Source organism: Mesorhizobium sp. AR07, from assembly GCF_024746815.1.
GTDB lineage: Bacteria > Pseudomonadota > Alphaproteobacteria > Rhizobiales > Rhizobiaceae > Mesorhizobium.
On sequence record NZ_CP080525.1, the window covers coordinates 1,148,429 to 1,171,896 of the forward strand.

Here is a 23,468-nt window from a genome sequence, read left to right on the forward strand (position 1 = left end):
CAGCCTGTCCGGTCGCCGCCTGTTGGATCAGTTGCCCGTTGATTCAATTGCTCGTGGTGGATTGCGACGCCTTCGCACCGGCCGCCTGGTCGGGGGTGACAGCCGCCGGGCTGCTTTGCTGGGCAGGCACCAGAAGCCTGGTGTTCTGGACGCCGTATTTCCAGGGATCGACCATCTGCATGGCGGTGTTGGCGGCTTGCGCATTGCCAGCGGCCGACGTCACCCCTTCGCTGCGCACATAATCGTCGCTGGTGCAGCCGGCGGTGGAGCCGGCCAGCAGCAAGGCGATGCTCGATCTCAAGACCAGGCGCATGGTTTCAGTCCTTCGGCAGGTCGAGGAAATGCCCGACCGTGGTAGCGGCGGCCGGCCGGGTGACGCTGCCGTCGGCCATTGCCAGCGCGCGATTGGTGTCGGACGTCTTCACCTCGTCGGTGTTGTTGAGAAAATAGTCGACGTTGCTGGCCGGCTGCGTGCCGTCGGTCGGTTCGACGAGCTTCTTTGACGGGTCGACCGGCTTGACCAGATAGGGCGTGACGATGATGACCAGGTCGGTCTCGCGCCGCTGATAGGATTTCGAAGAGAACAGCGCCCCAAGCACCGGCATCTTGCCGAGACCGGGAATGCGCGACGTGGTGATGTCGTTTTGCGACTGCAGCAATCCGGCGATCATGAAGCTCTGGCCGTTCTTCAGGTCGACCGACGTCCTGGCGCGGCGCACGATGAAGCCGGGCACAGAGATGCTGCCGATATTGTAGGAAGATGACGCGTCGATCGAGGAGACTTCCGGCGCGATGTCAAGGCTGACCAGCCCGTCCTTCAGCACGGTCGGTGTGAAATCCAGGCTGACGCCGTATTTCTTGTAGCTGACGGAGATCTTGCCGTTGTCCTCGGAGACCGGGATCGGAAATTCGCCGCCAGCGAGGAAGCTTGCAGTCTGGCCGGAACGGGCGATCAGGTTCGGTTCGGCCAGCCGGCGCGCCAGGCCGCGCTCTTCCAGCGCCTTGATGGCGATATCGATCGACACGCCATTTGACAGCAACCGGCCGATGATCTCGCCGGTGCCGGCCGCCGGCACGGTGCCCGGATTGATTACGACGTCGCGTCCGCCGATGCCGTAGGCGAAATTGGCGGCGTATTTGGCGCCGAGATCCTGGCCCGCCTGGCGGTTGATCTCGACAAAGCGGACGTTGAGCTGGACCTGCTGCGACGACGAGATGTTGACCGAGTTGATCACCTCCTCGGTGCCGGAAAAGCGCGTCGCGATCTTGTTTGCCTTTTCGGCGGCGACCGCGTCATCGGCCTCGCCCGACAGCACGACGCGGCCATTGGCCGAGCCGACCTTGATCCTGGCGTCCGGCACGCTGGCGCGGATGGTGCTGGCCAGCTGGTCTGTGTCGAGCGTCACCTCGATGTCGACGGTGCCGACAAGCTGCTTGTTCTCATCGAACAGCGCGATGCCGGTGGTGCCGAGATTGTTGCCGAGCACATAGAAGGATTTGTCGGTCAGCGGATTGACGTTGGCGATCTCGGGATCGCCAATGACGATCTGGTAGAAGGCGGCACTGGTCATGATCGTCTTCGGCTTGCCCTTGGCGACCTTGATCGAGGCATTCTTGGTCGACGACACATGGACGATGTCGTTGTCGGCCCTGGCCAAGTTGTCGAAGGCCAGCGTCCCGACAGCAGCCAGCGAAGCCGCGACGGCCACGGAGCGCAAAACGCGCAACCGTCCCATGACCCGATATGTGATCAGCCCCAACATTGTCCCGTCCCTCACCCAGTCCCCACTGGCTCTATTTCTGGTCCCGCGAAGGAACCTGGTATTCCTCGGCCTTTGTGCCGCGCGTCACGATGACTGTCTTGAACTTCGGTTTCTCCGGCCCTTTCGCCACGGCATCGAACAACGAACTGGCCGCGGCCTGCACGTTCGAGGCGACCGATCCCCCGAACGAAGAAATGGTGGTGACGCCATTCTTGCCGTCACCGCCTTCGCTGGCGGAGCGAAGCGACAGCGACAGCGTGCCGACAGTGCGGGCGAGCGCCACTTTCTGCGCGCCTTCGGTCGTCACCTCGATGGTCACGGAATTGGCGATCTGCGGTGTTGTCTGGCGGTCGTCGGCACCCTGCCCGACGCTCAGCACCTTGGCATCGGCGACGACGATCTCGGAGGTGATGGTCGAACCGGCGGCACCTTGCGCGTTTTTGGCCACTTCCTGGATTTCACCGGCATCGCGCGTCAGCACGACATCGACCCGGTCGCCCGGCGTGACGAAGCCGCCGACACCGGCAATCTCGTCGGTGCGGATGGTTACCGCCCGCATTCCGGGCGTCATCATGTTGGAAAGCGTCGCGCGGCCATTCGGCCCGGACAGCTTGGTAAGCAGCACCGGTTCGTTGACTTCGATCGGCGTCAGCACCACACGATTGCCGTCACCGAGCAACCCATCGATGGTCGGGAAGGCGCCCTGCGGCAGGGAATCTTGCGGCCAGGGGATTTCACTGAGCTTGGCGCGGTCGAGTTCCATGCCGTAGCGCAATGCGGCATTGGCCACCACGATGGTCTTGAATTCGATCCGGGGTGGCGCGGGTGCGGCGACCGACGCCGTCTTCTCTTCGCTGTCGGCCCTGGCCTGGCTCTTGACCCAGAAATCCGCGGCAAAGATCGAGATCGCGCCGAAAACGGCGGCGATGCCGATCATCGTTATGGCCTTGCCCCTCACGCCGAAACCCCTGATGCCCGCAGTTTCTTGTTTTGTTGGGCTCACGCTAGGCGGCATTGTTAAAGAATCAGGAATCTTGCAAGGCGGTATCAGACCTATTTCCGCCGGCTTGGTTATCGAAAGGTTTTGGGTTAAGACGGGGCAAATCCCCGAACGGAACAGGAACCTCCGTCGCTTGGCGCTGAAAAGCGTGGCAGTATCGCGAGGTGATTCGCAGCATCGGACCCTATGGCAGGCATGGACGACAACAACGATCTTTTCGGCAATCTGGACAAGCAGCCGCAGCCGGTTAAGACACCGGCGCGCCCAGCGGATCCGCTGGTGCAGGCCACCAAGCGTCCTGCCGCGACCAAGGATGGCTCCGAGGGTTATAGCGCCGCCGACATCGAGGTTCTGGAAGGGCTGGAGCCCGTGCGCCGCCGGCCAGGCATGTATATCGGCGGCACCGATGACAAGGCGATGCATCACCTGTTCGCCGAGGTCATCGACAATTCGATGGACGAGGCGGTCGCTGGCCATGCCACCTTCATCGATGTCGAGCTCTCCGCCGACGGTTATCTCGCCGTCACCGACAATGGCCGCGGCATCCCGGTCGACCCGCATCCGAAATTCAAGAAGCCGGCGCTCGAAGTGATCATGACGACGCTGCATTCGGGCGGCAAGTTCGACTCGAAGGTCTACGAGACATCAGGCGGCCTGCATGGCGTCGGCGTGTCCGTGGTCAACGCGCTGTCGGACCATCTCGAGGTCGAGGTCGCGCGCGGCCGCCAGCTCTATCGCCAGCGCTTTTCGCGCGGCGTGCCCGTAACCGGGCTGGAACAGCTCGGCGAGGTCCACAACCGGCGCGGTACAAAAATCCGCTTCCACCCCGACGAGCAGATTTTCGGCAAGGGCGCGGCATTCGAACCGGCGCGGCTCTACCGCATGACGCGCTCGAAGGCCTATCTGTTCGGCGGCGTCGAAATCCGCTGGACCTGCGATCCGTCGCTGATCAAGGACAAGGATCAGACGCCGGCCAAGGCGGAATTCCATTTTCCCGGCGGCCTGAAGGATTACCTCAAGGCATCGCTCGGCGACGATTTCCAGGTGACGCGCGAGATCTTCGCCGGCAAGAGCGACAAGCAAGGTGGCCATGGCTCGCTCGAATGGGCTGTGACCTGGTTCGGCGGCGACGGCTTCATCAATTCCTACTGCAACACCATCCCGACCGGTGAAGGCGGCACCCACGAGGCCGGCTTCCGCAACGTGCTGACCCGGGGCTTGCGCGCCTACGCCGATCTCGTCGGCAACAAGCGCGCTTCGATCGTCACCTCGGAAGACGTCATGATCTCGGCGGCGGGCATGCTATCGGTGTTCATCCGCGAACCGGAATTCGTCGGCCAGACCAAGGACAGGCTGGCGACGATCGAGGCAATCCGCATTGTCGAGACCGCGATCCGCGACCCGTTCGACCATTGGCTGGCCGACAATCCGCAGGAAGCCTCGAAGCTGCTCGAATGGGTGATCGCGCGCGCCGACGAGCGGGTGCGCCGGCGCCAGGAAAAAGAGGTGTCGCGCAAGAGCGCGGTGCGCAAATTGCGGTTGCCGGGCAAGCTCGCCGACTGCACGCAGAATGCGGCGGCCGGCGCCGAACTGTTCATCGTCGAGGGCGACTCGGCCGGCGGCTCGGCCAAGCAGGCACGCGACCGTGCCAGCCAGGCAGTTCTGCCGCTGCGCGGAAAAATCCTCAACGTCGCCAGCGCTGGCAATGACAAGCTTGCCGCCAACCAGCAGATTTCGGACCTGATCCAGGCACTCGGCTGCGGCACGCGGTCGAAATACCGCGACGAGGATTTGCGTTACGACCGGGTCATCATCATGACCGACGCCGACGTCGACGGCGCCCACATCGCCTCGCTGCTGATCACCTTCTTCTACCAGGAGATGCCGGCGCTGGTGCGTGGCGGCCATCTCTATCTCGCGGTGCCGCCGCTTTACTCGATCCGGCAAGGCGGCAAGGTCGCCTACGCCCGCGACGACGCACACAAGGACGAGCTTCTGCGCACCGAGTTCACCGGGCGCGGCAAGGTCGAGCTTGGCCGCTTCAAGGGCCTGGGCGAAATGATGGCCGCGCAGCTCAAGGAGACCACCATGGACCCGAGAAAACGCACGCTGCTCAGGATCGATGTGATCGATGCCGAGGCCGCCACCAAGGACGCGGTCGACGCGCTGATGGGCACCAAGCCGGAAGCCCGCTTCCGCTTCATCCAGGAACGCGCCGAATTCGCCGAAACGGAAGTGCTGGATATCTGAGCCGCACGCCGGTCCATAACTAAGCTCCAGTTTCGGAGACCAGCATGTGATCTGGGCGCGGCTGAAAGGCTATTTCGAGACCAGTTTGGCCGGGCTGACGCAACCGACGCGTTCGGACTGGATTTTTTCCCTGCGCACCGTTTCGGCCGGCTTGATCGCGCTTCTGGCCGCTTACGCCCTCAAGCTCGACCACCCGCAATGGGCCATGATGACGGTGTTCATCGTCGCCCAGCCCGTCGCCGGCATGGTGCTGGCGAAAGGCTTCTACCGGCTGCTCGGCACGCTTGCCGGCGGCATAGCCGCCATCGGCATCACCACGATCTTCGGCACCGGCCCCTGGGTTCTGGTGACGGTGCTTGCCGTCTGGATCGGCATCTGCACCTTCGTCTCGTCGCTGCTGCGCAATCCCGAAGCCTATGGTGCCGCCCTTGCCGGCTACACCGCGATGATCATCGGCCTGCCCGCCTTCGGACAGCCGCACCTCGTCGTCGACCTTGCCGTCGCGCGCTGTGCCGAGATCGTGCTCGGCATTGTCTGCGCCGGCCTGACCAGCCGGCTGATCCTGCCAAAACTGGCCAGCGACGCCATCATCTCGCGGTTGAAACGCTGCATCCTCGATCTTGCCACCTATGCTGGCGGCGCTTTTTCCGGCGGCGATCCGGCAACGCTGTCGGGCCTGCACCGGAAGCTGGTCGCCGACACCCAGACGCTTGGCGAGATGCGCGCCTATGCCAGGCTGGAAGCGCCGAGCTTCGCGCCCCGCGCCCATCCGGTCCGGCGCACCATTGGACAACTTCTCTCCGCCCTGTCGGCGGCACGCGCGCTGCATTCGCACGCGGCGCCGAAGAACGCGGCGCTCATTCCGGTGCGCTCGGAGTTGCAGGCCCTTGTCAGCGAACTGGCAGCCAAACCCGGCGCGCTGGATGACACGGTACCTTGGGTGGCCCGGCTCGACGCGATCTCGGTCAAGGCCCGGCAAATGCCCGATGCATCGGTCGACCAGGGCGATGACAGGGTCGGCACCATCACCCGCCTCACCATCGCCGCCGATTTCGCCGAGGCGCTCAAGCAGGTGCTGCGCGGCCTCGACGCCTTGCGCGCGCCTGCCACGCGCCCGGCCCGGGGCAACAGGCAACCCGCGCTGGTGGTGCACCGCGACTATGCCGGCGCGTCGCGCAACGCCGTGCGCGCGGCCCTTGCCACGCTGCTGGTCGCGGCCTTCTGGCTGACGACGAAATGGTCGGAAGCCGCCGGCACGGTCATTCTCGTTTCCGTCGTGTCGAGCCTGTTTGCCGCGCGCCCCGATCCGGTGCAAGTCGCCTGGGGTTTCTTCAAGGGAACCCTGCTTGCACTGCCCTTCGCTTTCCTCGTCGGGCAGATCGCGTTGCCCGCTTTGCCCGGCTTCGGCTGGTTCATGCTGTTTGTCGTGCCCATCCTGGTGCCGGCGGCGTTGGCAATGGCCAATCCGCGCTATGTCGGCGTGGCGACGGCCTTCGCCATCAACTTCCTCGCCTTCCTCAGTCCGCATCAGGCGATGAGCTACGATCCTGGCCCTTTCTTCGCCGGCTCGGCGTCGGTCCTTGTCGGCATCCTGCTTGCGATCGGTGTCTTCATCCTCGTGCTGCCCGCCGATCCATGGCTGGCGGCCAATCGCATCGTGCGCGCCATGCGCGAGGATCTGGCGCGGCTTTGCCTGCATGAGCGCATGCCGAGGCGTTCGGCCTTTGAGAGCCTCGCCTATGACCGCGTCAACCAGCTGATGCCGCTGGTCCAGAATGCCGGCAGGAAGGGCGATGCGGTTCTGGGCGGCGGCGTCTCCGCCGTCACCGTCGGCCTGGAAATCCTGCGGTTGCGAAATGCGGCCCAAAGCCATGCCATCCCGTCCGAGACCGCGCTGTCGATCGCCAACTTTCTGAAGGGACTGGCGCGCGAACTGCTCTTCCGCGCCCCCGGCGATCCGCAGACCTCGACCATCACCGTCGCCAGGCACTATGCGACGACGATCGCGCAGCGGAACAGCACCGGCGAGATGTTGCAGATCGCGGCATCGCTGCGCATTATCGCCGCCGCGATGGAGGATTTCCCGGATTTTTTCGCGAGGGATAAAGGCTAGGCCGCTGCGATCGCCAGCGCATGGCCTCGTGCATTCTCGCGCAGCGCATCGAGGTGGATCGACTTGACCAGGGCGGCGAGATCGCCTTCAGCGGACTGCCCGCCCAAATCCTTGAGCATCAGCCAGCTGACCTCCTGGACGCCGGCAACGCGTTTGCCATTGGCGACCTCGCGCCAGATTTTCAGTGCGCGCAGGATGATGGCATGCGTGGCGGCCGCGAGGCCGGCGCTGCGAAACAGCGCCTGCAAGGCGACATCGTGCCCGCCGGCCAGCAGCGCCCTCACCCGTTGTTCGGATTGCTGGCTGAGCGCGACCAGCGCCGAACCGAAGAAATCGACCTTGCCGTGCGCGATGGTGCGGATGAGGAAGCTGGCGGTGAGATCGCCGCGCAGCCTGAGATGCTCGATCAGCGCGGCATGTTCCTCCTGGTGCGTGCCCTCGATCAGCGTCACCGATGCCTTGACGCAGGCATCGCGCATGACACGGTCGGCGCGCGCCGCGCCCATCAACGCCATGACCAGTGGCGACGTCTTCAACATCTCGCCGAGCTTGACGAGCAGCATATGCCGGCAGTCGGCGGGCAGCCGGGCGTCTGATATCAGCGCCTCGCGCACCAGCGGCAGATGGCCATGGCGTTCAGCCATGCGGCGGAAGCTGAGCGAGGCGATGTCGGCGCCACTGTTGGCAAGCAGCACGGCGCACGCTTCCGCCTCGCCGATCTCGGCGATGGCCGCCGACAGCGCCATAGACACGAGCGGCCGGTCGGCGATCAGTTTTTGCGTCGCCTTCGGACTGCTGGCCACGCGGTTGATCAGGTCGGCGTCGGTGAGCAGCGGCGAGCGCGCCAGCACCACGCCGGCGACTTCCGGCTGGTCGGAGGCCAGCGCGCTGATGATCTGCAGCGGCGCATGGTGGCTCATCGACAGCGCTTCGGCCATCGCCAGCCGCACCTTCGACGAGGCATCGTCGAGCAGCAGCGTCAGCGCCGCCTCGGCAGCGCAGCGGTCCTCGAAAGGCAGTTCGGAATTGACGTAGGCTCGGGCCAGCGCATTCGCCGCGGCGGCGCGCTCGGAAACCCTGGCCGTGCAAATCCATCTCAAAAAATGCGAAACAACCATGCCGCCTGCTTACGCCCCTTGCCAGAACGTTCCTGGCCCCGTGGTGACGGTAGGCAGAAATGGTTTACGAACGGTTCACCATGTTCATTAACTGGCTTGCGAGCCCTGAATGCAGCGCTTATCAACCCCGTAGGCAGCAGAGGAGCAGGATATGGCCGGGCTTTATCTCCAGGAGTTTGTCGTCGGCCATGTCTTCCAGCACACGCTGCGCAAGACCGTCACCGAGAGCGACAACATGCTGTTTTCGGTGATGACACTGAACCCGCAGCCGCTGCACATCGACTTCGATTTCGCCGCCAAGAGCGAATGGGGCAAGCCGCTGGTCAACTCGCTGTTCACGCTCGGCCTGATGATCGGCATTTCGGTCAACGACATCACTGTCGGCACCACGGTCGCCAATCTCGGCATGAAGGAAACCGTGTTTCCGCACCCGGTCTTCCACGGCGACACCATCCGGGTCGAAACGACGGTGATTTCGGTGCGCGAGTCCAGGTCGAAACCCGATCGCGGCATCGTTGAATTCGAGCACCGCGCCTATAACCAGCACGGCGACCTTGTCGCCAAATGCACGCGGCAAGCGATGATGCTGAAGAAGGCGGCCTGATGCGTTCGCTGCTGTTCGTCCCCGGCGATTCCGAAAGGAAGCTGGAAAAGGGGTTTGGCGCCGGCGCCGACGTGGTCATCGTTGATCTCGAAGATTCCGTGGCGCCGCAGAACAAGGCGCTGGCGCGCGAGATCGCGGCACGCTTCATCGTCGAACGCAGGGCGCAAACCGGCTCGGCGATCTACATCAGGGTCAACGACCTGTCGACCGGACTGACGGATGACGATCTGGCGGCGCTTGTTCCAGCCAAGCCCGACGGCATCATGCTGCCCAAGTCGAACAGCGGCCAGGACGTGCAGCATCTCTCGGCAAAGCTCAGGGTGCGCGAGGCCGAAAACGGCCTGGCCGATGGCGCAATCAAGATCCTGCCGATCATCACCGAAACGCCGGCGGGTGTGCTGGCGGCGGCGACCTATGCCGGGACAAGCGCACGGCTTGCCGGCCTCACCTGGGGGGCAGAGGATCTGTCGGCAGCGATCGGCGCACGGACGGCCCGCGACGAACGCGGCCGCTACACCGATGTGTTCCGCCACGCTCGCCTGATGACCATCCTTGCAGCCGGTGCCGCGGAAGTCGCGGCAATCGACACCGTCTTCCCGAATTTTCGCGACATGGCGGCCTTCGAAGCGGAATGCGCCGAGGCCGAGCGGGATGGCTTCACCGGCAAGATGGCGATCCATCCCGACCAGGTGCCCGTCATCAACGCCGCCTTTACCCCTTCAGCCGAGGCCGTGAGACAATCGGCTGCGATCGTCGCTGCGTTCGAGGCGGCGGGAAATCCCGGCGTCGTCGGCATCGACGGCAAGATGGTCGACCGCCCGCATCTGCGGCTGGCCGAGCGGCTGCTGGCGCGGGCCAGGGCAGCGGGCGTTTCGACCTAATGCATGTCGCCCAAAAGTGGCCCCGGTTTTGGGGCAACGACATGCATAAAAACAAAGACTTAAAGCGCGTCGCCTGAATCCGTTTCAATGCGACGCGCTTTAGTCAGCCGTTCCACGGCCCCGAATAGTCGGCGTAAAGCTTAGCCGGATCGGGGCGCGGCCGCTCCGGCGCCGGGCCTGCATAGGAGCCGATATGGATGAAGCCAATGACGCGCTCCTGCGGTGCCAGCCCGAGCAGCGCCCTGCCCTCCGGCACATCCGAATACCAGTTGCTGATCATGTTGGTGCCATAGCCCAGTGCATTGGCTGATATCATCAGGTTCATCGCCGCCATGCCGCCTGACAGGAACATCTCCCATTGTGGGATCTTTGGGTTCTCCCTGGGGATCGACACGACGCCGATCACCAGCGGTGCGCGCGAGAACCGCGCCAGTTCCTGGTTGCGGCGGCCCTCTGGCAAGGGTCCTTCCCGCTGCTCGGCAAGGGCTGCCAGTTTTTTGCCGATCTCGACGCGGGCGTCGCCGCGGTAGAGGACAAAGCGCCAGGGTTCGAGCCGGCCGTGATCGGGCACCCGCGAGGCGGCGGCGATCATCGTCGCGATCTCCGCATCGCTCGGCGCCGGCTCCTTCAAATCGAGGATCGGCGCTGAGTTTCGGGTCAGCAGGAAGTCGATGATCGGCGACGCCATGGGCGCAAGTCTCCTAAACACTCTGTTTTGAGCTGAAGCGCACCATCGGGAATTCGGGCGGCTTGGGCAATGGCGCGGGGCGCGCCGGACGGAAGAGTCGTATCGAGCGGACTCTTAAGCCTTGAAATTGCCACCGCCATGGGCTTCAACGCAAGGCATGTTTGAGGGGATACTGCGTCTTTTCCTGGTCTGGCTCGGCGCCCTGCTGTTCATGGCGCCGGTTTCGCTTGCCATGGCACAGAATGCGGATGGCGTCAGTGACCTGAAGCTTCCCGGAATTTCGAGCTATGCGACGCCGAAAAGCGAGACGCCGCTGGCGCTGAGTGGCGGCGGCGCCATCACACTGTCCGCCCAGTTGACCGATAAGGGCGCCGACATCACCCGCGGCATCGTCTGGCGGGTCTTCAAGCCCGAAGCCGTCAACGGCAAATTGCCCATGGTCGCCTCCGCACATGGCGGCACCGCCGTCTTCCAGCTCGAACCCGGCAGCTATCTGGTCCACGCCTCCTATGGCCGGGCCGGCGCCACCAAGCGCATCACCGTTGTCGGCAAGGACGCCAAGCGCGAGAGCCTCGTGCTCGATGCCGGCGGCCTCAAGCTCGACGCCGTTCTGTCTGGCGGGGCGCGCATTCCACCGAAGAACCTGCGCTTCTCGATCTATGAAGGCCACGCCGAGCCGAATGGCGACCGCGCGCTGATCATCCCCGATGTCGCGCCAAACAGCGTCGTGCGGCTCAACGCCGGCATTTACCATGTCGTCTCGACCTATGGTGCCGTCAACGCGGTCATCCGCTCCGACATCCGCGTCGAGGCTGGCAAGCTGACCGAAGCCACTGTCGAGCATCACGCCGCCGAGATAACGATGAAGCTGGTGCGCGAAACCGGCGGCGAGGCGATTGCCGATACATCCTGGTCGCTGCTTAACGATTCCGGCGATCCGATCAAGGAAACCGTTGGCGCCTTTGCCTCGATGGTGCTCGCCGAGGGCGATTACACCATCATCGCCAAGAACCGCGACCGCATCTACCAGAAGGATTTTACGGTCGTGGCCGGACAGAACCAGGAAATCGAGGTTCTGGCCACCGAGGCGGCGGCGATCGACCCTGAAGAAGGTGCTGACTAACCCTCTACCGCGGGTTTGCTGATTTCAGGCCGCCAGCTTGGTCCGCGGCGGCAGAAACGGAATGCGGCGACGCGCCACGATGGGCGCCAGGTCGAAGACACCGCGATAGAGACGGTCGAGCAACGCCTTGCGATCGCGCAGCGGCTCCAGCTCGTTCCAGCTCAGCACATCGCCGACGCGCACCTCGATCGCCTTGCCGGACAGCCGCGCGAATTCGCGGATAAGCAGCGAAGTGCGCAGCGTCAGCGAGGCCTTGCCGACGAATTTTGCCAGCCGGCCGTCGCTCTCGGCCATGTTCATCGGGCCGCTGACCAGATGGAACAGCCTGCCGTTCTGCCCGGAAAAATGCATCGGGATGACCGACGCCTTCGCATCCTGGACGAGACGGGCCGGAAACATCTTCCACGGCAGGTCGCGCGCCCGGCCGAAGCCCTTCGGTGCCGTGGCGACACCGCCGGCCGGAAACACCACGATGGTGACGCCTTCCTTCAACAGCCGCACCGCCTCGTGGCGCACTGCCATGTTGTTCTTCAGTGCGTCCTTGGTCTCGGAAAAATCGATCGGCAGCGAGTAGGGCTCCATCTCGCGGATCTTGAGCAGATCCTTGTGGATCATCACCCGGAACGGGCGCCCGAGCTGTTCTGCCAGCGAGAGCACGGCAATGCCGTCCCCGATGCCAAACGGATGGTTGGCGACGATGACCAGCGGCGTATCCGGCAATTGCGCGGGCGGCCATTGATCCGCGGTGCGCACCCGCACGTCGATCAGGTCGAGCATGCGGCTGAACACCCGCTCGCCGGTCGGCACCACCTGGCGGCGCCAGAAATCATAAAGCGCGGTGTAGCGGTCGCGGCCCGACAGGCCTTCGACCGAATGAATGAACCAGCGCGTCAGCGCCGGCTGGCGCGGATTGGCATAGGAAAGCTCGGGAAAGGACCGTTCGCGCAATTTGAGCATAGGGGCTCGTTACAAGGTCGGCGTGACAGGGATATGAAAATGGCGGTGGATCGCTCCACCGCCATGCCGTCAGGACTATGCGGATCAGGCAGCGCGTTTGCGCCTGCGGTCGGGCGTGATCGCTTCTTCGGTCAATTGCGCGATCGCCTCGGCAAGGCCAAGCGATTCCTGGTCGCGCGAGCCCAGCCGGCGCATGTTGACCGTCTGCTCCTCCGCCTCGCGCTTGCCGCAGACGAGGATGACCGGAACCTTGGCCAGGCTGTGCTCGCGGACCTTGTAGTTGATCTTCTCGTTGCGCAGGTCCGCTTGCGCCAGCAGCCCGGCGGCCTTGAGCTTTGCCACCACCTCGGTCGCATAGTCGTCGGCGTCCGAAGTGATTGTCGCCACCACCACCTGCAGCGGCGCGAACCACAGCGGGAAGTGGCCGGAATAGTTCTCAATCAGGATGCCGAGAAAACGCTCCATCGAACCGCAGATGGCGCGGTGCACCATGACAGGCTGCTTCTTCTCGGAATCCGAGCCGATGTAGAAGGCGCCAAACCGTTCCGGCAGATTGAAGTCGACCTGCGTCGTGCCACACTGCCACTCGCGGCCGATGGCATCCTTCAGCACATATTCGAACTTCGGCCCATAGAAGGCACCCTCGCCCGGATTGATCGAGGTCTTGATCCGGTTGCCGGACCGCGTCCTGATCGTCTCCAGCACGCTGCCCATGATCGCCTCGGCGTGGTCCCACGCCTCGTCGGTGCCGACGCGCTTGTCCGGTCGCGTCGACAGCTTGACGCTGATTTCGTCGAAACCGAAATCGGCATAGGTCGAGAGGATCAGGTCGTTGATGCGCAGGCACTCCGACGCCAGCTGCTCCTCGGTGCAGAAGATATGCGCATCATCCTGCGTGAAGCCGCGCACGCGCATCAGTCCGTGCAGCGCGCCGGATGGTTCGTAGCGGTGCACATTGCCGAATTCCGCAAGCTTTACGGGCAGATCGCGATAAGACTTCAACCCGTGCTTGAAAATCTGCACGTGGCCCGGACAGTTCATCGGCTTCAGCGCGAAGACGCGATCATCATCGGTATCGTCGCCGGCGACCGTCACCTTGAACATGGCGTCGCGGTACCAGCCCCAATGGCCTGAGGTCTCCCACAGGCTCTTGTCGAGCACCTGCGGCGCGTTGACCTCCTGATAGCCCTGCTCGTCGAGGCGGCGGCGCATGTAGTTGACCAGGTTCTGGAACATCTTCCAGCCCTTGGCGTGCCAGAAGACGACGCCTGGTCCTTCTTCCTGGAAATGGAACAGGTCCATCTCGCGGCCGAGTTTTCTGTGATCGCGCTTCTCGGCTTCTTCCAGCATCGTCTGGTAAGAGTCGAGCTGCGCCTGGTCGGCCCAGGCGGTGCCGTAGATGCGCGTCAGCATCGGGTTGCTGCTGTCGCCGCGCCAATAGGCGCCGGCAACCTTCATCAGCTTGAAGGCGTTGCCGATCTGACCGGTCGAGGCCATATGCGGGCCACGGCAGAGGTCGAACCAGTCGCCTTGAGCGTAGATCTTGAGATCCTGGTCCTCGGGAATGGCGTCGATCAGTTCCAGCTTGTAGCGCTCGCCCTTGTCGGCAAACACTTTTTTCGCCCGGTCGCGCGACCAGACTTCCTTGGTGAACGGCTTGTTGCGCGCGATGATCTCGCGCATCTTCCTCTCGATCACCGGGAAATCGTCAGGCGTAAACGGCTCGTTGCGGGCGAAGTCATAGTAGAAGCCGTTCTCGATCACCGGTCCGATGGTCACCTGCGTCCCCGGCCACAATTCCTGCACGGCTTCCGCCAGCACGTGTGCAGTGTCGTGGCGAATGAGCTCCAGCGCGCGCGGGTCGTCACGGGTGACGATCTCGACCTTGCCGGACTTGCCCAGTGGGTCGGAAAGGTCGCGCACGACGCCGTCGATGCTGTAGGCGACCGCTTTCTTGGCCAGCGATTTCGAGATCGATTCGGCAAGGCCGGCACCGGTCATCGCCGCGTCGTATTCGCGGACGGAGCCATCGGGAAATGTCAGGGAAACGGAATTCAGCACGTGTATCTCCTATCCAGTCCCGCAAACGAGCGCGGGTGGTTAAAATGCATGTCGCCCAAAAGTGTGTGGCGGTTTTGGGGTTACGACATGCATAAGTAAAAGCCGGATGCGTCCGGCAACGGGCGTCTTTTATGAGCAGATTCCGCCGCCGTAAAGCCCGGCTTCAGCTATCAGGCGTTCATTTGACGAGCTGCGGCAGATCCTTCAGGAAGCTTGCCCGCGTCTTGAGGCCCTTCGGCATGTCGGTTCGGCTGGTGTCGACCACAAGACGCGCAAAGACGATCTGGTGGCCGTCCTTTTGCGCCCAGCCAACGAACCAGCCGAGCGAACGCTTGTCCTGGATTTTGTCGGCCTCGTTGCGCAACCCGGTGCTGCCAGTCTTGCCTTGCACCGTCCAGTCCCCTGCCTTGAAGGTCGGAATGATGGCGTTGGTCATATCGTAGGCCTTGGCCGAGACCGGCAGCTTGCGGGCAAGCAGCTTGCGCAGGAAATCGACCTGCTCGACCGGCGTGATCTTGAGCGAGGAGTTCACCCAGGACTGGGTCAGGCCGTCATTCTTGCCGGGATTGCCGGAAACATCGGCGTTGCCGTAGCCGAATTTCGAGACATAACCGGCAAGGCTCTCCGACCCAAGCCGGCGGGCGATTTCCCGGGAGAACCAGAGGATCGAATCCTTTTCCCAGATCGTCGGATCGACGGTCTTTTGATCCCGCTTCACCGCGTTGAATTCGGGCTTGTAGTCCCATGCCGGCGTGTGCTCGTCGCTCAGGATTCCAGCATCGTAGCCGATCAGCGACAGTGGCACCTTGAACGTCGAGGCCGGGCTGAACCTCTGGTCGCACACACCATCCTGGTAGAGCGTCTTGCCGCTCGCTGCATCAAGGATCAGCGTGCATTCGACGTCCTTCAGCGGCGCCGATTGCGCGCGCATCGGAAATCCCAGCAGCCAGGCGAGCAGGAACAGGATGCCGGCAAAGATGAAGGGAAGACGGTCGAAATTACGCATTTTTCTGCTCGCTCCAGAAGGGGTTCGCGAGCGGCTTAGCGAGGTCTCTTGTCTCGATTTTGTCTCAAATGCGCAGTCTTTGTGCAGGCTGGCGTTAACCCTACCGGATCGTAAACACAGCCTAGAGGATGACCGGCCTTCGAACGGGCTTGCGCGGCTGTGGATCAGGTTCTGAAGCGCTTTTGGTGACCTGACCGGAGTTGGTCGGGTTTTCATTCATAGCTTTCGGCGCGTCGCGCGGCTGCGGCGTTGTTCCGAGAAATTGGGGCAGTAACCCATCGCCCCGTTTTGCAGCGTGGATGTGAATGGCAAGAAGCAGCGACATCATGGCAAACCTCATATCCTGGAGGTCTCAGTGTCGCCTCGGCCCGCAGGCGTCGCCACCCGTTTCCGGACTATCTTCAGCTGTTGGCTTTGCCGCCCTTTCTGCCGATTTGCCAGTACAGCCACGGCATGAACCAGACATAGCGATCCGCCAGCACCTCCGGCACGCGGTCGATGCCATGGGTGCCGAATGGCCCGCAGCGCAGAACGCGAAAGAGCCCCATCCAGCCGCCGGCCCACAAGCCATGGCGGGCGATCGCTTCATGCGCATATTCCGAACAGGTCGGCAAGTGCCGGCAGGAATTGCCGACAAAGCCGGACAGCGTCAGCTGATAAAGGCGCACGAGCGACGTGCCAAGGAGCCGGCCGGGCGTCTTGCGCCACGGGCCGGGCCAGTTGCGCCCGCGCCTCGGTGGTCCGGCGACATGCGCATGCCCGTGCTGATCGCTCACCGCTTTCTCCGTCTCGCGTTCCAACGCGATAGATGTGAGCTTCTACCGGCGAACGCAATCCCCACCCCCTACCCTCCATGTCGTCACGGGCGGGAATGGCGAAACGGCTGTCTGTCTGTCGAAGGGGTCCAGCGGCCAGGACTGGCCGGCTCTTCACGGCGCTTCGCCTGCTGTCTATCGTCATGCCTTTGAAACGTTGCGATCCGCATGACATCGCCAAAGATGCTCAGGAACTGGATCATTGTCGTGTCTCCTTTGACACGGATTAGACCGCCGCTGGCCTTCGCCTTCAAACGAGTATAATTTCCACTTCGGATAATCTGAGGTTATGCGAATGAAGCGCGGGCGCCTGCCGCTGACGGCATTGAGGAGCTTCGAGGTGGCGGGCCGGCACCTGAGCTTCAGCAGGGCCGCCGAGGAGCTTTTCGTCTCGCAGGCGGCAATCAGCCGGCAGATCCGCGAGCTCGAAATCTTCCTGCGCCAGCCTTTGTTCGAACGTCACCATCGTCGCGTCGAACTGACCGACACCGGCCGGCGTCTGCTGGACCAGCTCGTCAGAAGTTTCGACACCATCGACAGACTGCTTTCGGAGTTGGTCGCCGTGCCGGCACAGTCCGTGGTTCGCGTCAGTGTCGAACCCTCCCTCGCATCCGTTTGGTTGGTACCCCGGCTCAATCGGTTTCGTGAATTGCGGCCAGATATCGACGTCTCTCTCGAAGTCGATCCAAGACTGATCGAGTTCCGAGGCGATCAGCCCGAACTTGCCTTGCGCTTCAGCGCGCATGCCACCTCATGGCCGCGCGCCGAGGCCGAGCGGCTTGCCTCGACAGTCGATTCACCGGTGCTGTCGCCGGCGCTGCTCGCTTCAGGCCCTGCCCTCGAGAGGCCGAGTGATCTTGGTCGCTACACGCTTTTGCACGAGGAAAACCGTCAGGGTTGGGCGCGCTGGTTCGAAGCGGCTGGCGTGCCCGCCGACGCCATACCCGCGCGCGGTCCCATGCTGGCGGATGCATCGCTTTCAAAGCAAGCCGCCCTGCTCGGACACGGCGTGGCACTGGGCGATCTCTTGCAGATCGGTGGGGAAATCGCATCCGGCGCGCTGATCAAGCCGTTCGACATCGACGTCGCATCCGGCACCTATTGGCTGGTGGCCAGGAGCTTGCACGATCTCTCGGAGCCGGCCGCAGCCTTCGCCGACTGGCTGAGAAGCGAATTTGCCGAAAGCAGACGGGCGCTGGAAGCGCAGGCTTAAGCCCGCTCCTGATACTTTGCCTTCAGGCCGCTTCTTCGGCGCGCTTCTTCTCGATCTGGCCGATGGCATCGACCACGGCGTCGAAGGTCAGCATGGTCGAGGCATGCCGCGCCTTGTAGTCGCGCACCGGCTCCAGATATTTCAGGTCCTCGAAGCGGCCGTCGGGCGGGGCGCCATTTTCCTTCAGCATCTTCAGCATGGTGTCGCGCACCGCGCGCAGTTCTTCGGCATTCGCGCCGACGACATGCCGCGCCATGATCGAGGATGAAGCCTGGCCGAGCGCACAGGCCTTCACGTCGTGAGCAAAGTCGGTGACCACCCCGTCCTGCATCTTGAGGTCGACGGTAACGGTCGAGCCGCACAGCTTGGAATGCGCCTTTGCCGTCGCGTCAGGATGATCGAGCCGGCCGATGCGGGCGATGTTTCCGGCAAAACCGAGAATTTTCGCATTGTAGACGTCGTCGATCATTATTTTCCAATCCGTCGCCGCCAAGCGAACAGCGATTGCCGCTGCCGTGTCTTCCTTTCGCTCGGCATGACCATATATAATGCTGGCAGTCCGGTATCGACAAGACAACGAAGCCAGTGTCCTTGCCGGGAAGTTCACGCCGCTTACGGGGCTGGAAACGGGCGAGTTTCCGACACCGAAAGGTCGTGGTCCGTTCAACTCGTTCCTCCGCAGAGAGGAACTACGGGAGACGCCTTTATGGATGCCGTCATCAAGAAACTCATGCCTCAGTCAGCCTATATGGACAAGCCTGTCACCGACCGGCCGAGTGAAGCTGAAGTCGAGGCCGCCGTGCATACGCTCTTGCGCTGGACCGGCGACAATCCGGACCGCGAAGGGCTGGTCGACACGCCGAAGCGGGTCGCCAAGGCCTTTCGCGAAATGTTCGGCGGCTACGACATGTGCCCGGCCGACGAACTCGGCCGCACCTTCGAGGAGGTCGCCGGCTATGACGACCTGGTCATCGTCAAGGACATCACATTCCACTCGCATTGCGAGCACCACATGGTGCCGATCATTGGCAAGGCGCATGTCGGTTACCTGCCGGATGGCAAGGTCGTCGGCCTGTCCAAGATCGCGCGCGTCGTCGATATCTTCGCCCACCGCCTGCAGACGCAGGAGGCCCTGACCGCGCAGATCGCCGGCGTCATCCAGGATGTGCTCAATCCGCGCGGCGTCGCCGTCATGATCGAGGCCGAGCACATGTGCATGGCCATGCGCGGCATCCGCAAACAGGGCTCCACCACGCTGACCTCGACTTTCACCGGCGTCTTCAAGGACACGCCGGAAGAGCAGGTCCGTTTCGTCACCATGGTGCGCGGCGGCGGGGTCTGACCGGCTCTCGCCGGCCACTAAAAGCAAGGACCGGCGATGTCGGCACTGGAATTCCCGAAAGCTCCGTCAGACAAGAAAGCGCTTGAGGAAGGCGCGGTATTCTCACCGCGCTTCGACGCTTCTGGGCTTGTCACGGTGGTCGTCACCGATGCCGAGGACGGCATGCTGTTGATGGTTGCGCATATGAATGCGCAGGCGCTGGCGCTGACGCTGGAGACAGGTATCGCCCACTACTGGTCGCGCTCGCGCAACGCGCTGTGGAAGAAGGGCGAAACCTCCGGCAATTTCCAGCACGTTGTCGAGATGCGAACCGACTGCGATCAGGATGCTTTGTGGCTGCGCGTCAAAGTGTTGGGCCACGACGCAACCTGTCACACCGGCCGGCGTTCATGCTTTTATCGGACGGTGGGGCTGGTCGAAGGCATGGGGACGCTTGCCGACGACGGCAGCAAGCCGCTGTTCGATGCCGAAAACACGTATCGGAAGCCACCAGCTTGAACCTTCTGCCTGACATCAACGACACAGATTCATCATTTCGATACGGCCCGCCTGTATATTAGCCGTGGGACAAGGGAGATCATGATGCTCGAGTGGGCGTCATTGCGTAACAGACCGGATGTCAGGGAGGCCAACGGCCTGTCCTCGACCAGTGGCGCATCGGAAACAAGCCCCCCGAAGAAAACAGGCATTTCGCTCGCCTTGGGCGGCGGGTGCGCGAGAGGCTGGGCCCATATCGGCGTGCTGCGCGCGCTCGACGAAGCCGGCATCGAGGTCTCGATGATAGCCGGCACCTCGATCGGCGCGCTGGTCGGCGGCTGTTATCTCTCAGGCAAACTGGATGAGTTGGAAGAGTTCGCCCGCAGCCTGACCAGGCGGCGCATCTTCGGCCTGCTCGACCTCAATCTGCGTGGGAACGGCCTGTTCGGCGGGATGAAGCTGGACGCTCGTCTGCGCGAGCATGTAGCCGGCATTCGCTTCGAGGACCTGCCCAAGCCATTCGTCGCTGTGGCTTCCGAGATCCGCACTGGCCATGAGATCTGGCTGTCGAGCGGTTCGCTGATCACCGCCATGCGCGCCTCCTATGCGCTGCCCGGCGTGTTCGAGCCGGTGAATTGCAACGGCCGCGTGCTGGTCGACGGCGCCCTTGTCAACCCGGTACCGGTTTCGGTCTGTCGCGCCTATGAGCAGCCGCTCGTGGTGGCGGTCAATCTTCACTACGACCTGTTCGGCCGCGCCGCCGTCATCAAGCACAGCGCCGGTGAACTGGTCATCGAAAAGGATGCGCCGCGGCCCGGCCAGGTCGACACCGAGCATCATTCGCATCAGACGCGGCTCGGCATCACCGGCGTCATGGTCGAGGCCTTCAACATCATCCAGGACCGCATCTCGCGCGCCCGGCTTGCCGGCGATCCGCCCGATATGTCGCTGCAACCGAAGCTCAGCCATATCGGCCTGACCGAATTCCACCGCGCCGACGAGGCGATCAACCTCGGCTATCAGGCAACGATGGCGCAGATAGGCGAACTGACCCGCCTGCAGTCCGTTCTCGCCTAGGCCTATCTGCCGTACGTCCGTCGCAGCAAGGGAGCCATGCCGCCCCGCGAAATGCCGTCTCAAATTCCACCTGCCTTGCGATAACCAATTGCAAAATGCAATTGGTTATGCTCGTTTGCATCAGGTGGAACGGAGGCATCAATGGCCAAAATTGTCTATTCCATGCTGACGTCCCTGGACGGCTACATCGCCGAGGCGGACGGGGACATTGGCTTGCCAGTGCCCGAGGCAGAGTTGCACCAGCACTTCAACGACATGATGAGACAGACCTCCGTCGTCCTCGCCGGACGCCGGATGTATGAGGTGATGAGCTTCTGGGACAGTCCGGATCGCGAGACCGGCGCCACGGCGGTGGAGCGGGATTTCGCCCACGCATGGCGCGAGACACCGAAGATCGTGTTTTCGACGACGCTTCGGCAGGTCGGGCACAATGCCCGGCTGGTGAATGGCGATGTCGAGACCACGGTAGCATCCCTCAAGTCGCGGACGGATGGTCTCATCATTCTCGGCGGCGCCGATCTTGCCGCCTGTCTGGCTCGAGCCGGTCTCATCGATGAATACCGGCTCTACATGCACCCCGTCGTGCTGGGCGGCGGCAAGCCGTACTTCCAGTCCGGCCTGTCGCTGACCTTGAAGCCGCTCGGCACGGAAAGCCTTGCCCAGGGCGTGACGCTGCTGCGTTACGCGCCGACCAGCTGAGTTGCGCTGCCTCAGGAGCGATTAAGCCCGCGCTGCATCGGTGATGCGAAATTGCACCGTGCGGTTGCCGTTCCAGTGATTGCCCGACAGCGAACCAGCAACATGCACCGTCTTGCCCCTGTTCTTGAACAGGAATTCGCCAAGTGCGGTATCGACGGCACGAAAGGCGATCGCCTGGATGCGGCCGCCGCTTTCCGATTGCAGTTCGACGCGGATGTGATTGGTGCCGACCGGCCGCGCGTCGGCGAGCCTATGACGCGGCAGCACAAAGACCGGTGCGGCATGCCCGGCGCCGAATGGTCCGGCCTTCTCCAACGCATCGAGCAGGCTGAGCGTCGCGCCTTCGGCGGCAAGCGCGCCGTCGATCGCCAGGCTTTCCTCGCCCTGCAGCCGGAACACATCGGCCGCCGCCCGCTCCTCGAAGAATGCCCGGAGTTCGCCGAGTTTCGCCCGCTCCACCGTGATGCCCGCAGCCATGCCGTGGCCGCCACCCCTAACGATCAGCCCGGCATCGGCGGCTTCGCGCACCAGCCGTCCAAGGTCGAAACCCGACACCGAACGGCCCGAGCCGGTGCCGGTGCCGTTGGCATTGAAGGCGATGGCGAAGGCCGGCCGCCGCGCGTGATCCTTCAATCGCGAGGCGAGCAGGCCGACAATGCCCGGATGCCAGTTGTTGCTGGCGGTGACTATGATGGCCGGGCCGTTGCCCCCGGCAAGCTCGGCATCAGCTTCCGCACGGGCGGCCGCCAGCATCTCCTGCTCCATCAGCTGCCGTTCCTGGTTCAGCCGGTCGAGGGTCTCGGCAATGGTGCGCGCCTCGACAGGATCGTCGGTGGCAAGCAGACGGCTGCCAAGTGCGGCATCGCCGATGCGCCCGCCGGCATTGATGCGCGGGCCGATCAGATAGGCCAGATGGAAGGTGCTGATCGGCTCGCCGATGCGCGACACCCGTGCCAGTGCGGCCAGCCCCTCGTTCTTCTGCTGGCGCGCCATCTGCAGCCCCTTGACCACGAAGGCGCGGTTGACGCCGGTGAGCGGCACCACGTCGCAGACGGTGGCAAGTACGACGAGATCGAGCAGCGAAAGCAGATCCGGCGGCGTAGCATCGACTATCCGCCCGCGCAGGATCTTGGCCGTCTGGACAAGGGCGAGAAAGACCACGCCGGCGGCGCAGAGATGGCCCTGCCCGGACAGGTCGTCGTCGCGGTTCGGATTGACGACGGCAATTGCCTCCGGCAAGGCACCGCCGACCTGGTGGTGATCGAGCACGACGACATCGGCGCCGGCCGCATTGGCGGCATCGATGGAAGCGGCGCTGTTGGTGCCGCAATCGACGGTGACGATCAGCGTCGCGCCGCGCGAAACGAGTTCGCGCATGGCGTCGGGGTTGGGACCATAGCCTTCGAAAATACGGTCCGGGATGTAGATTTCCGACGGCACCGAGAAATGCGTGAGGAACCGCTTCAGCAAGGCCGACGAGGCAGCGCCGTCGACGTCGTAGTCGCCGAAGATCGCCACCTTTTCCCTGGCTATTACCGCGGCCGCGATGCGGGCCGCCGCCTTGTCCATCCCAGTCAACGACGCCGGATCCGGCAGAAGGTCGCGGATCGTCGGGTCGAGAAACCGCTCGGTCTGCTCGGCGGTGACACCGCGGCCGGCAAGCACCCGCGCCACGATGTCGGGCACACCGTGGCCTTGCGCGATGGCGAGCGCGATCATGTCCTGCCGTTCGGTCAGCCGGTGCTCCCAGGAAACCCCGGTAGCCGATTGCCTGACATCGAGGAAGAGGCGTTTTGCGCCGGTCATGCGGTTTGCCAACTCATGGTTGGCCGCAGGATAATGCATGTCGCTCAAAAACGTGCAGCGGTTTTGGGACAACGACATGCACAAAGAACAACCTAAAGCGCGTCGCGTGAGCGCGACGCGCTTTAGAGCAAAGGCCGGCAAAGCCAAGCGGGTCGCGATGATGCGCCGTCACGGAAGATTTCAAGAAAACGACGCTTTCCGCTTTTCAGCCTGGCGCCGACGCCATTCGTCGGCCGCATCCCCCATCGTCTTCTCCGCACCGTCCTTGAGCCAGCCCATGAAAGGCCGGTCGAACCTGAACGCGTCGCCGCATTCGCGGGTGAAAAAGCGGCGCACGTTCTGGGTGTTGCGATAGGATTTCGTGATGGCGGTGGCGCGCGAAATCGCATCCGCGTGCCAGTCGAACGGTTTCATCGTCAAATCCTTGCGGCCGCATCATCGGATGCAGCCACAGGGCTAACAACTACGATGCCGG

Annotated in this window: 24 protein-coding genes; 10 read left to right on the forward strand and 14 right to left on the reverse strand. The window is 63.4% G+C overall.

All coding sequences use genetic code 11. The features are described from left to right. Positions 1-43: 43 nt before the first annotated feature. The 3 genes from BPNPMPFG_RS06010 to cpaB are packed head-to-tail and all read right to left on the reverse strand — an operon-like array spanning position 44 to position 2,721. Positions 44-313, reverse strand: a complete 270-nt coding sequence (locus BPNPMPFG_RS06010; protein ID WP_258593941.1) for a hypothetical protein — start codon at positions 311-313, stop codon at positions 44-46. A 4-nt stretch (positions 314-317) separates the two neighbouring features. After that, positions 318-1,763, reverse strand: a complete 1,446-nt coding sequence (locus BPNPMPFG_RS06015) for a type II and III secretion system protein family protein (RefSeq protein WP_258593942.1) — start codon at positions 1,761-1,763, stop codon at positions 318-320. Positions 1,764-1,794: 31 nt separating this feature from the next. Continuing rightward, positions 1,795-2,721, reverse strand: coding sequence for a Flp pilus assembly protein CpaB (cpaB, locus tag BPNPMPFG_RS06020; RefSeq protein WP_258593944.1), 927 nt, complete (start codon positions 2,719-2,721; stop codon positions 1,795-1,797). 237 nt (positions 2,722-2,958) lie between these two features. On the opposite strand from cpaB, the gene parE reads away from it, so the two are divergent. After that, entirely contained in the window at positions 2,959-5,013 is a 2,055-nt protein-coding gene (gene parE, locus BPNPMPFG_RS06025; protein WP_258593946.1) for a DNA topoisomerase IV subunit B, read from the forward strand. A 46-nt stretch (positions 5,014-5,059) separates the two neighbouring features. Beyond that, complete coding sequence (locus BPNPMPFG_RS06030) at positions 5,060-7,126, forward strand: FUSC family protein (protein ID WP_258593947.1); 2,067 nt, start codon at positions 5,060-5,062, stop codon at positions 7,124-7,126. Here BPNPMPFG_RS06030 and BPNPMPFG_RS06035 read toward each other — a convergent pair. Continuing rightward, positions 7,123-8,244 (reverse strand): DUF2336 domain-containing protein, encoded by a 1,122-nt coding sequence (locus BPNPMPFG_RS06035; protein ID WP_258593948.1) that lies wholly within the window; start codon positions 8,242-8,244, stop codon positions 7,123-7,125. The two genes, BPNPMPFG_RS06030 and BPNPMPFG_RS06035, sit on opposite strands and share 4 nt — an antisense overlap. Before the next feature lie 151 nt (positions 8,245-8,395). Here BPNPMPFG_RS06035 and BPNPMPFG_RS06040 point away from each other — a divergent pair, with 151 nt between their 5' ends. Beyond that, positions 8,396-8,848, forward strand: a complete 453-nt coding sequence (locus BPNPMPFG_RS06040; protein ID WP_258593949.1) for a MaoC family dehydratase — start codon at positions 8,396-8,398, stop codon at positions 8,846-8,848. Then, positions 8,848-9,729, forward strand: coding sequence for an HpcH/HpaI aldolase/citrate lyase family protein (locus tag BPNPMPFG_RS06045; RefSeq protein WP_258593951.1), 882 nt, complete (start codon positions 8,848-8,850; stop codon positions 9,727-9,729). The genes BPNPMPFG_RS06040 and BPNPMPFG_RS06045 overlap by 1 nt, the downstream gene beginning before the upstream one ends. A gap of 103 nt (positions 9,730-9,832) precedes the next feature. Here the strand turns inward: BPNPMPFG_RS06045 and BPNPMPFG_RS06050 are convergent, their stop codons facing one another. After that, complete coding sequence (locus BPNPMPFG_RS06050) at positions 9,833-10,417, reverse strand: nitroreductase family protein (RefSeq protein ID WP_258593953.1); 585 nt, start codon at positions 10,415-10,417, stop codon at positions 9,833-9,835. 157 nt (positions 10,418-10,574) lie between these two features. Between BPNPMPFG_RS06050 and BPNPMPFG_RS06055 the strand changes: the two genes are divergently transcribed. Next, positions 10,575-11,540 (forward strand): RgsD C-terminal domain-containing protein, encoded by a 966-nt coding sequence (locus BPNPMPFG_RS06055; protein WP_258593954.1) that lies wholly within the window; start codon positions 10,575-10,577, stop codon positions 11,538-11,540. A gap of 24 nt (positions 11,541-11,564) precedes the next feature. On the opposite strand, the gene BPNPMPFG_RS06060 is transcribed toward BPNPMPFG_RS06055, so the two are convergent. From BPNPMPFG_RS06060 to BPNPMPFG_RS06085, 6 genes are all read right to left on the reverse strand, one after another. Beyond that, entirely contained in the window at positions 11,565-12,497 is a 933-nt protein-coding gene (locus BPNPMPFG_RS06060) for a lysophospholipid acyltransferase family protein (protein ID WP_258593956.1), read from the reverse strand. A gap of 84 nt (positions 12,498-12,581) precedes the next feature. Next, complete coding sequence (gene thrS, locus BPNPMPFG_RS06065) at positions 12,582-14,558, reverse strand: threonine--tRNA ligase (RefSeq protein WP_258593958.1); 1,977 nt, start codon at positions 14,556-14,558, stop codon at positions 12,582-12,584. Positions 14,559-14,736: 178 nt separating this feature from the next. Then, positions 14,737-15,564 carry a class D beta-lactamase gene (gene blaOXA, locus BPNPMPFG_RS06070; RefSeq protein WP_258593960.1) on the reverse strand — a complete coding sequence of 276 codons (828 nt, stop codon included), beginning with the start codon at positions 15,562-15,564 and terminating at the stop codon, positions 14,737-14,739. Positions 15,565-15,685: 121 nt separating this feature from the next. After that, entirely contained in the window at positions 15,686-15,892 is a 207-nt protein-coding gene (locus BPNPMPFG_RS06075) for a hypothetical protein (protein ID WP_258593962.1), read from the reverse strand. A 73-nt stretch (positions 15,893-15,965) separates the two neighbouring features. Beyond that, positions 15,966-16,340, reverse strand: a complete 375-nt coding sequence (gene yidD / locus BPNPMPFG_RS06080; protein ID WP_258593964.1) for a membrane protein insertion efficiency factor YidD — start codon at positions 16,338-16,340, stop codon at positions 15,966-15,968. Between the two features lie 83 nt (positions 16,341-16,423). Then, entirely contained in the window at positions 16,424-16,582 is a 159-nt protein-coding gene (locus BPNPMPFG_RS06085) for a hypothetical protein (protein ID WP_258593965.1), read from the reverse strand. Between the two features lie 92 nt (positions 16,583-16,674). On the opposite strand from BPNPMPFG_RS06085, the gene BPNPMPFG_RS06090 reads away from it, so the two are divergent. After that, positions 16,675-17,592, forward strand: coding sequence for a LysR substrate-binding domain-containing protein (locus tag BPNPMPFG_RS06090; RefSeq protein ID WP_258593967.1), 918 nt, complete (start codon positions 16,675-16,677; stop codon positions 17,590-17,592). A 22-nt stretch (positions 17,593-17,614) separates the two neighbouring features. Here the strand turns inward: BPNPMPFG_RS06090 and BPNPMPFG_RS06095 are convergent, their stop codons facing one another. Continuing rightward, a complete protein-coding gene (locus BPNPMPFG_RS06095; protein ID WP_258593968.1) occupies positions 17,615-18,061 on the reverse strand; it encodes an iron-sulfur cluster assembly scaffold protein in 447 nt (148 codons plus the stop codon). A 237-nt stretch (positions 18,062-18,298) separates the two neighbouring features. Here BPNPMPFG_RS06095 and folE point away from each other — a divergent pair, with 237 nt between their 5' ends. The 4 genes from folE to BPNPMPFG_RS06115 all read left to right on the forward strand — a co-directional run bounded on the left by folE (position 18,299) and on the right by BPNPMPFG_RS06115 (position 21,187). After that, positions 18,299-18,934 carry a GTP cyclohydrolase I FolE gene (gene folE, locus BPNPMPFG_RS06100; protein WP_258593970.1) on the forward strand — a complete coding sequence of 212 codons (636 nt, stop codon included), beginning with the start codon at positions 18,299-18,301 and terminating at the stop codon, positions 18,932-18,934. Positions 18,935-18,970: 36 nt separating this feature from the next. Then, on the forward strand, positions 18,971-19,432 hold the full coding sequence (hisI, locus tag BPNPMPFG_RS06105; RefSeq protein WP_258593971.1) for a phosphoribosyl-AMP cyclohydrolase: 462 nt from the start codon (positions 18,971-18,973) through the stop codon (positions 19,430-19,432). 84 nt (positions 19,433-19,516) lie between these two features. Continuing rightward, positions 19,517-20,488, forward strand: a complete 972-nt coding sequence (locus tag BPNPMPFG_RS06110; protein ID WP_258597073.1) for a patatin family protein — start codon at positions 19,517-19,519, stop codon at positions 20,486-20,488. A gap of 141 nt (positions 20,489-20,629) precedes the next feature. Continuing rightward, complete coding sequence (locus BPNPMPFG_RS06115) at positions 20,630-21,187, forward strand: dihydrofolate reductase family protein (RefSeq protein WP_258593973.1); 558 nt, start codon at positions 20,630-20,632, stop codon at positions 21,185-21,187. A gap of 21 nt (positions 21,188-21,208) precedes the next feature. On the opposite strand, the gene recJ is transcribed toward BPNPMPFG_RS06115, so the two are convergent. Beyond that, positions 21,209-22,993 carry a single-stranded-DNA-specific exonuclease RecJ gene (gene recJ / locus BPNPMPFG_RS06120; protein WP_258593975.1) on the reverse strand — a complete coding sequence of 595 codons (1,785 nt, stop codon included), beginning with the start codon at positions 22,991-22,993 and terminating at the stop codon, positions 21,209-21,211. A 180-nt stretch (positions 22,994-23,173) separates the two neighbouring features. Further along, positions 23,174-23,407 carry a DUF6434 domain-containing protein gene (locus BPNPMPFG_RS06125; RefSeq protein WP_258593976.1) on the reverse strand — a complete coding sequence of 78 codons (234 nt, stop codon included), beginning with the start codon at positions 23,405-23,407 and terminating at the stop codon, positions 23,174-23,176. Between the last annotated feature and the right edge of the window lie 61 nt (positions 23,408-23,468).

Excerpts from the sequence above, each read along its gene's own strand:
- BPNPMPFG_RS06040 (WP_258593949.1), top strand. The coding sequence starts at position 8,396 with ATGGCCGGGCTTTATCTCCAGGAGTTTGTCGTCGGCCATGTCTTCCAG.
- BPNPMPFG_RS06075 (WP_258593962.1), bottom strand. The coding sequence starts at position 15,892 with ATGATGTCGCTGCTTCTTGCCATTCACATCCACGCTGCAAAACGGGGC.
- blaOXA (WP_258593960.1), bottom strand. The coding sequence starts at position 15,564 with ATGCGTAATTTCGACCGTCTTCCCTTCATCTTTGCCGGCATCCTGTTC.
- BPNPMPFG_RS06010 (WP_258593941.1), bottom strand. The coding sequence starts at position 313 with ATGCGCCTGGTCTTGAGATCGAGCATCGCCTTGCTGCTGGCCGGCTCC.
- BPNPMPFG_RS06035 (WP_258593948.1), bottom strand. The coding sequence starts at position 8,244 with ATGGTTGTTTCGCATTTTTTGAGATGGATTTGCACGGCCAGGGTTTCC.
- BPNPMPFG_RS06045 (WP_258593951.1), top strand. The coding sequence starts at position 8,848 with ATGCGTTCGCTGCTGTTCGTCCCCGGCGATTCCGAAAGGAAGCTGGAA.
- BPNPMPFG_RS06085 (WP_258593965.1), bottom strand. The coding sequence starts at position 16,582 with ATGATCCAGTTCCTGAGCATCTTTGGCGATGTCATGCGGATCGCAACG.
- BPNPMPFG_RS06090 (WP_258593967.1), top strand. The coding sequence starts at position 16,675 with ATGAAGCGCGGGCGCCTGCCGCTGACGGCATTGAGGAGCTTCGAGGTG.
- BPNPMPFG_RS06125 (WP_258593976.1), bottom strand. The coding sequence starts at position 23,407 with ATGAAACCGTTCGACTGGCACGCGGATGCGATTTCGCGCGCCACCGCC.
- recJ (WP_258593975.1), bottom strand. The coding sequence starts at position 22,993 with ATGACCGGCGCAAAACGCCTCTTCCTCGATGTCAGGCAATCGGCTACC.
- BPNPMPFG_RS06060 (WP_258593956.1), bottom strand. The coding sequence starts at position 12,497 with ATGCTCAAATTGCGCGAACGGTCCTTTCCCGAGCTTTCCTATGCCAAT.
- BPNPMPFG_RS06110 (WP_258597073.1), top strand. The coding sequence starts at position 19,517 with ATGCTCGAGTGGGCGTCATTGCGTAACAGACCGGATGTCAGGGAGGCC.
- parE (WP_258593946.1), top strand. The coding sequence starts at position 2,959 with ATGGACGACAACAACGATCTTTTCGGCAATCTGGACAAGCAGCCGCAG.
- BPNPMPFG_RS06055 (WP_258593954.1), top strand. The coding sequence starts at position 10,575 with ATGTTTGAGGGGATACTGCGTCTTTTCCTGGTCTGGCTCGGCGCCCTG.
- hisI (WP_258593971.1), top strand. The coding sequence starts at position 18,971 with ATGTCGGCACTGGAATTCCCGAAAGCTCCGTCAGACAAGAAAGCGCTT.
- folE (WP_258593970.1), top strand. The coding sequence starts at position 18,299 with ATGGATGCCGTCATCAAGAAACTCATGCCTCAGTCAGCCTATATGGAC.
- BPNPMPFG_RS06015 (WP_258593942.1), bottom strand. The coding sequence starts at position 1,763 with ATGTTGGGGCTGATCACATATCGGGTCATGGGACGGTTGCGCGTTTTG.
- BPNPMPFG_RS06115 (WP_258593973.1), top strand. The coding sequence starts at position 20,630 with ATGGCCAAAATTGTCTATTCCATGCTGACGTCCCTGGACGGCTACATC.
- BPNPMPFG_RS06095 (WP_258593968.1), bottom strand. The coding sequence starts at position 18,061 with ATGATCGACGACGTCTACAATGCGAAAATTCTCGGTTTTGCCGGAAAC.
- BPNPMPFG_RS06050 (WP_258593953.1), bottom strand. The coding sequence starts at position 10,417 with ATGGCGTCGCCGATCATCGACTTCCTGCTGACCCGAAACTCAGCGCCG.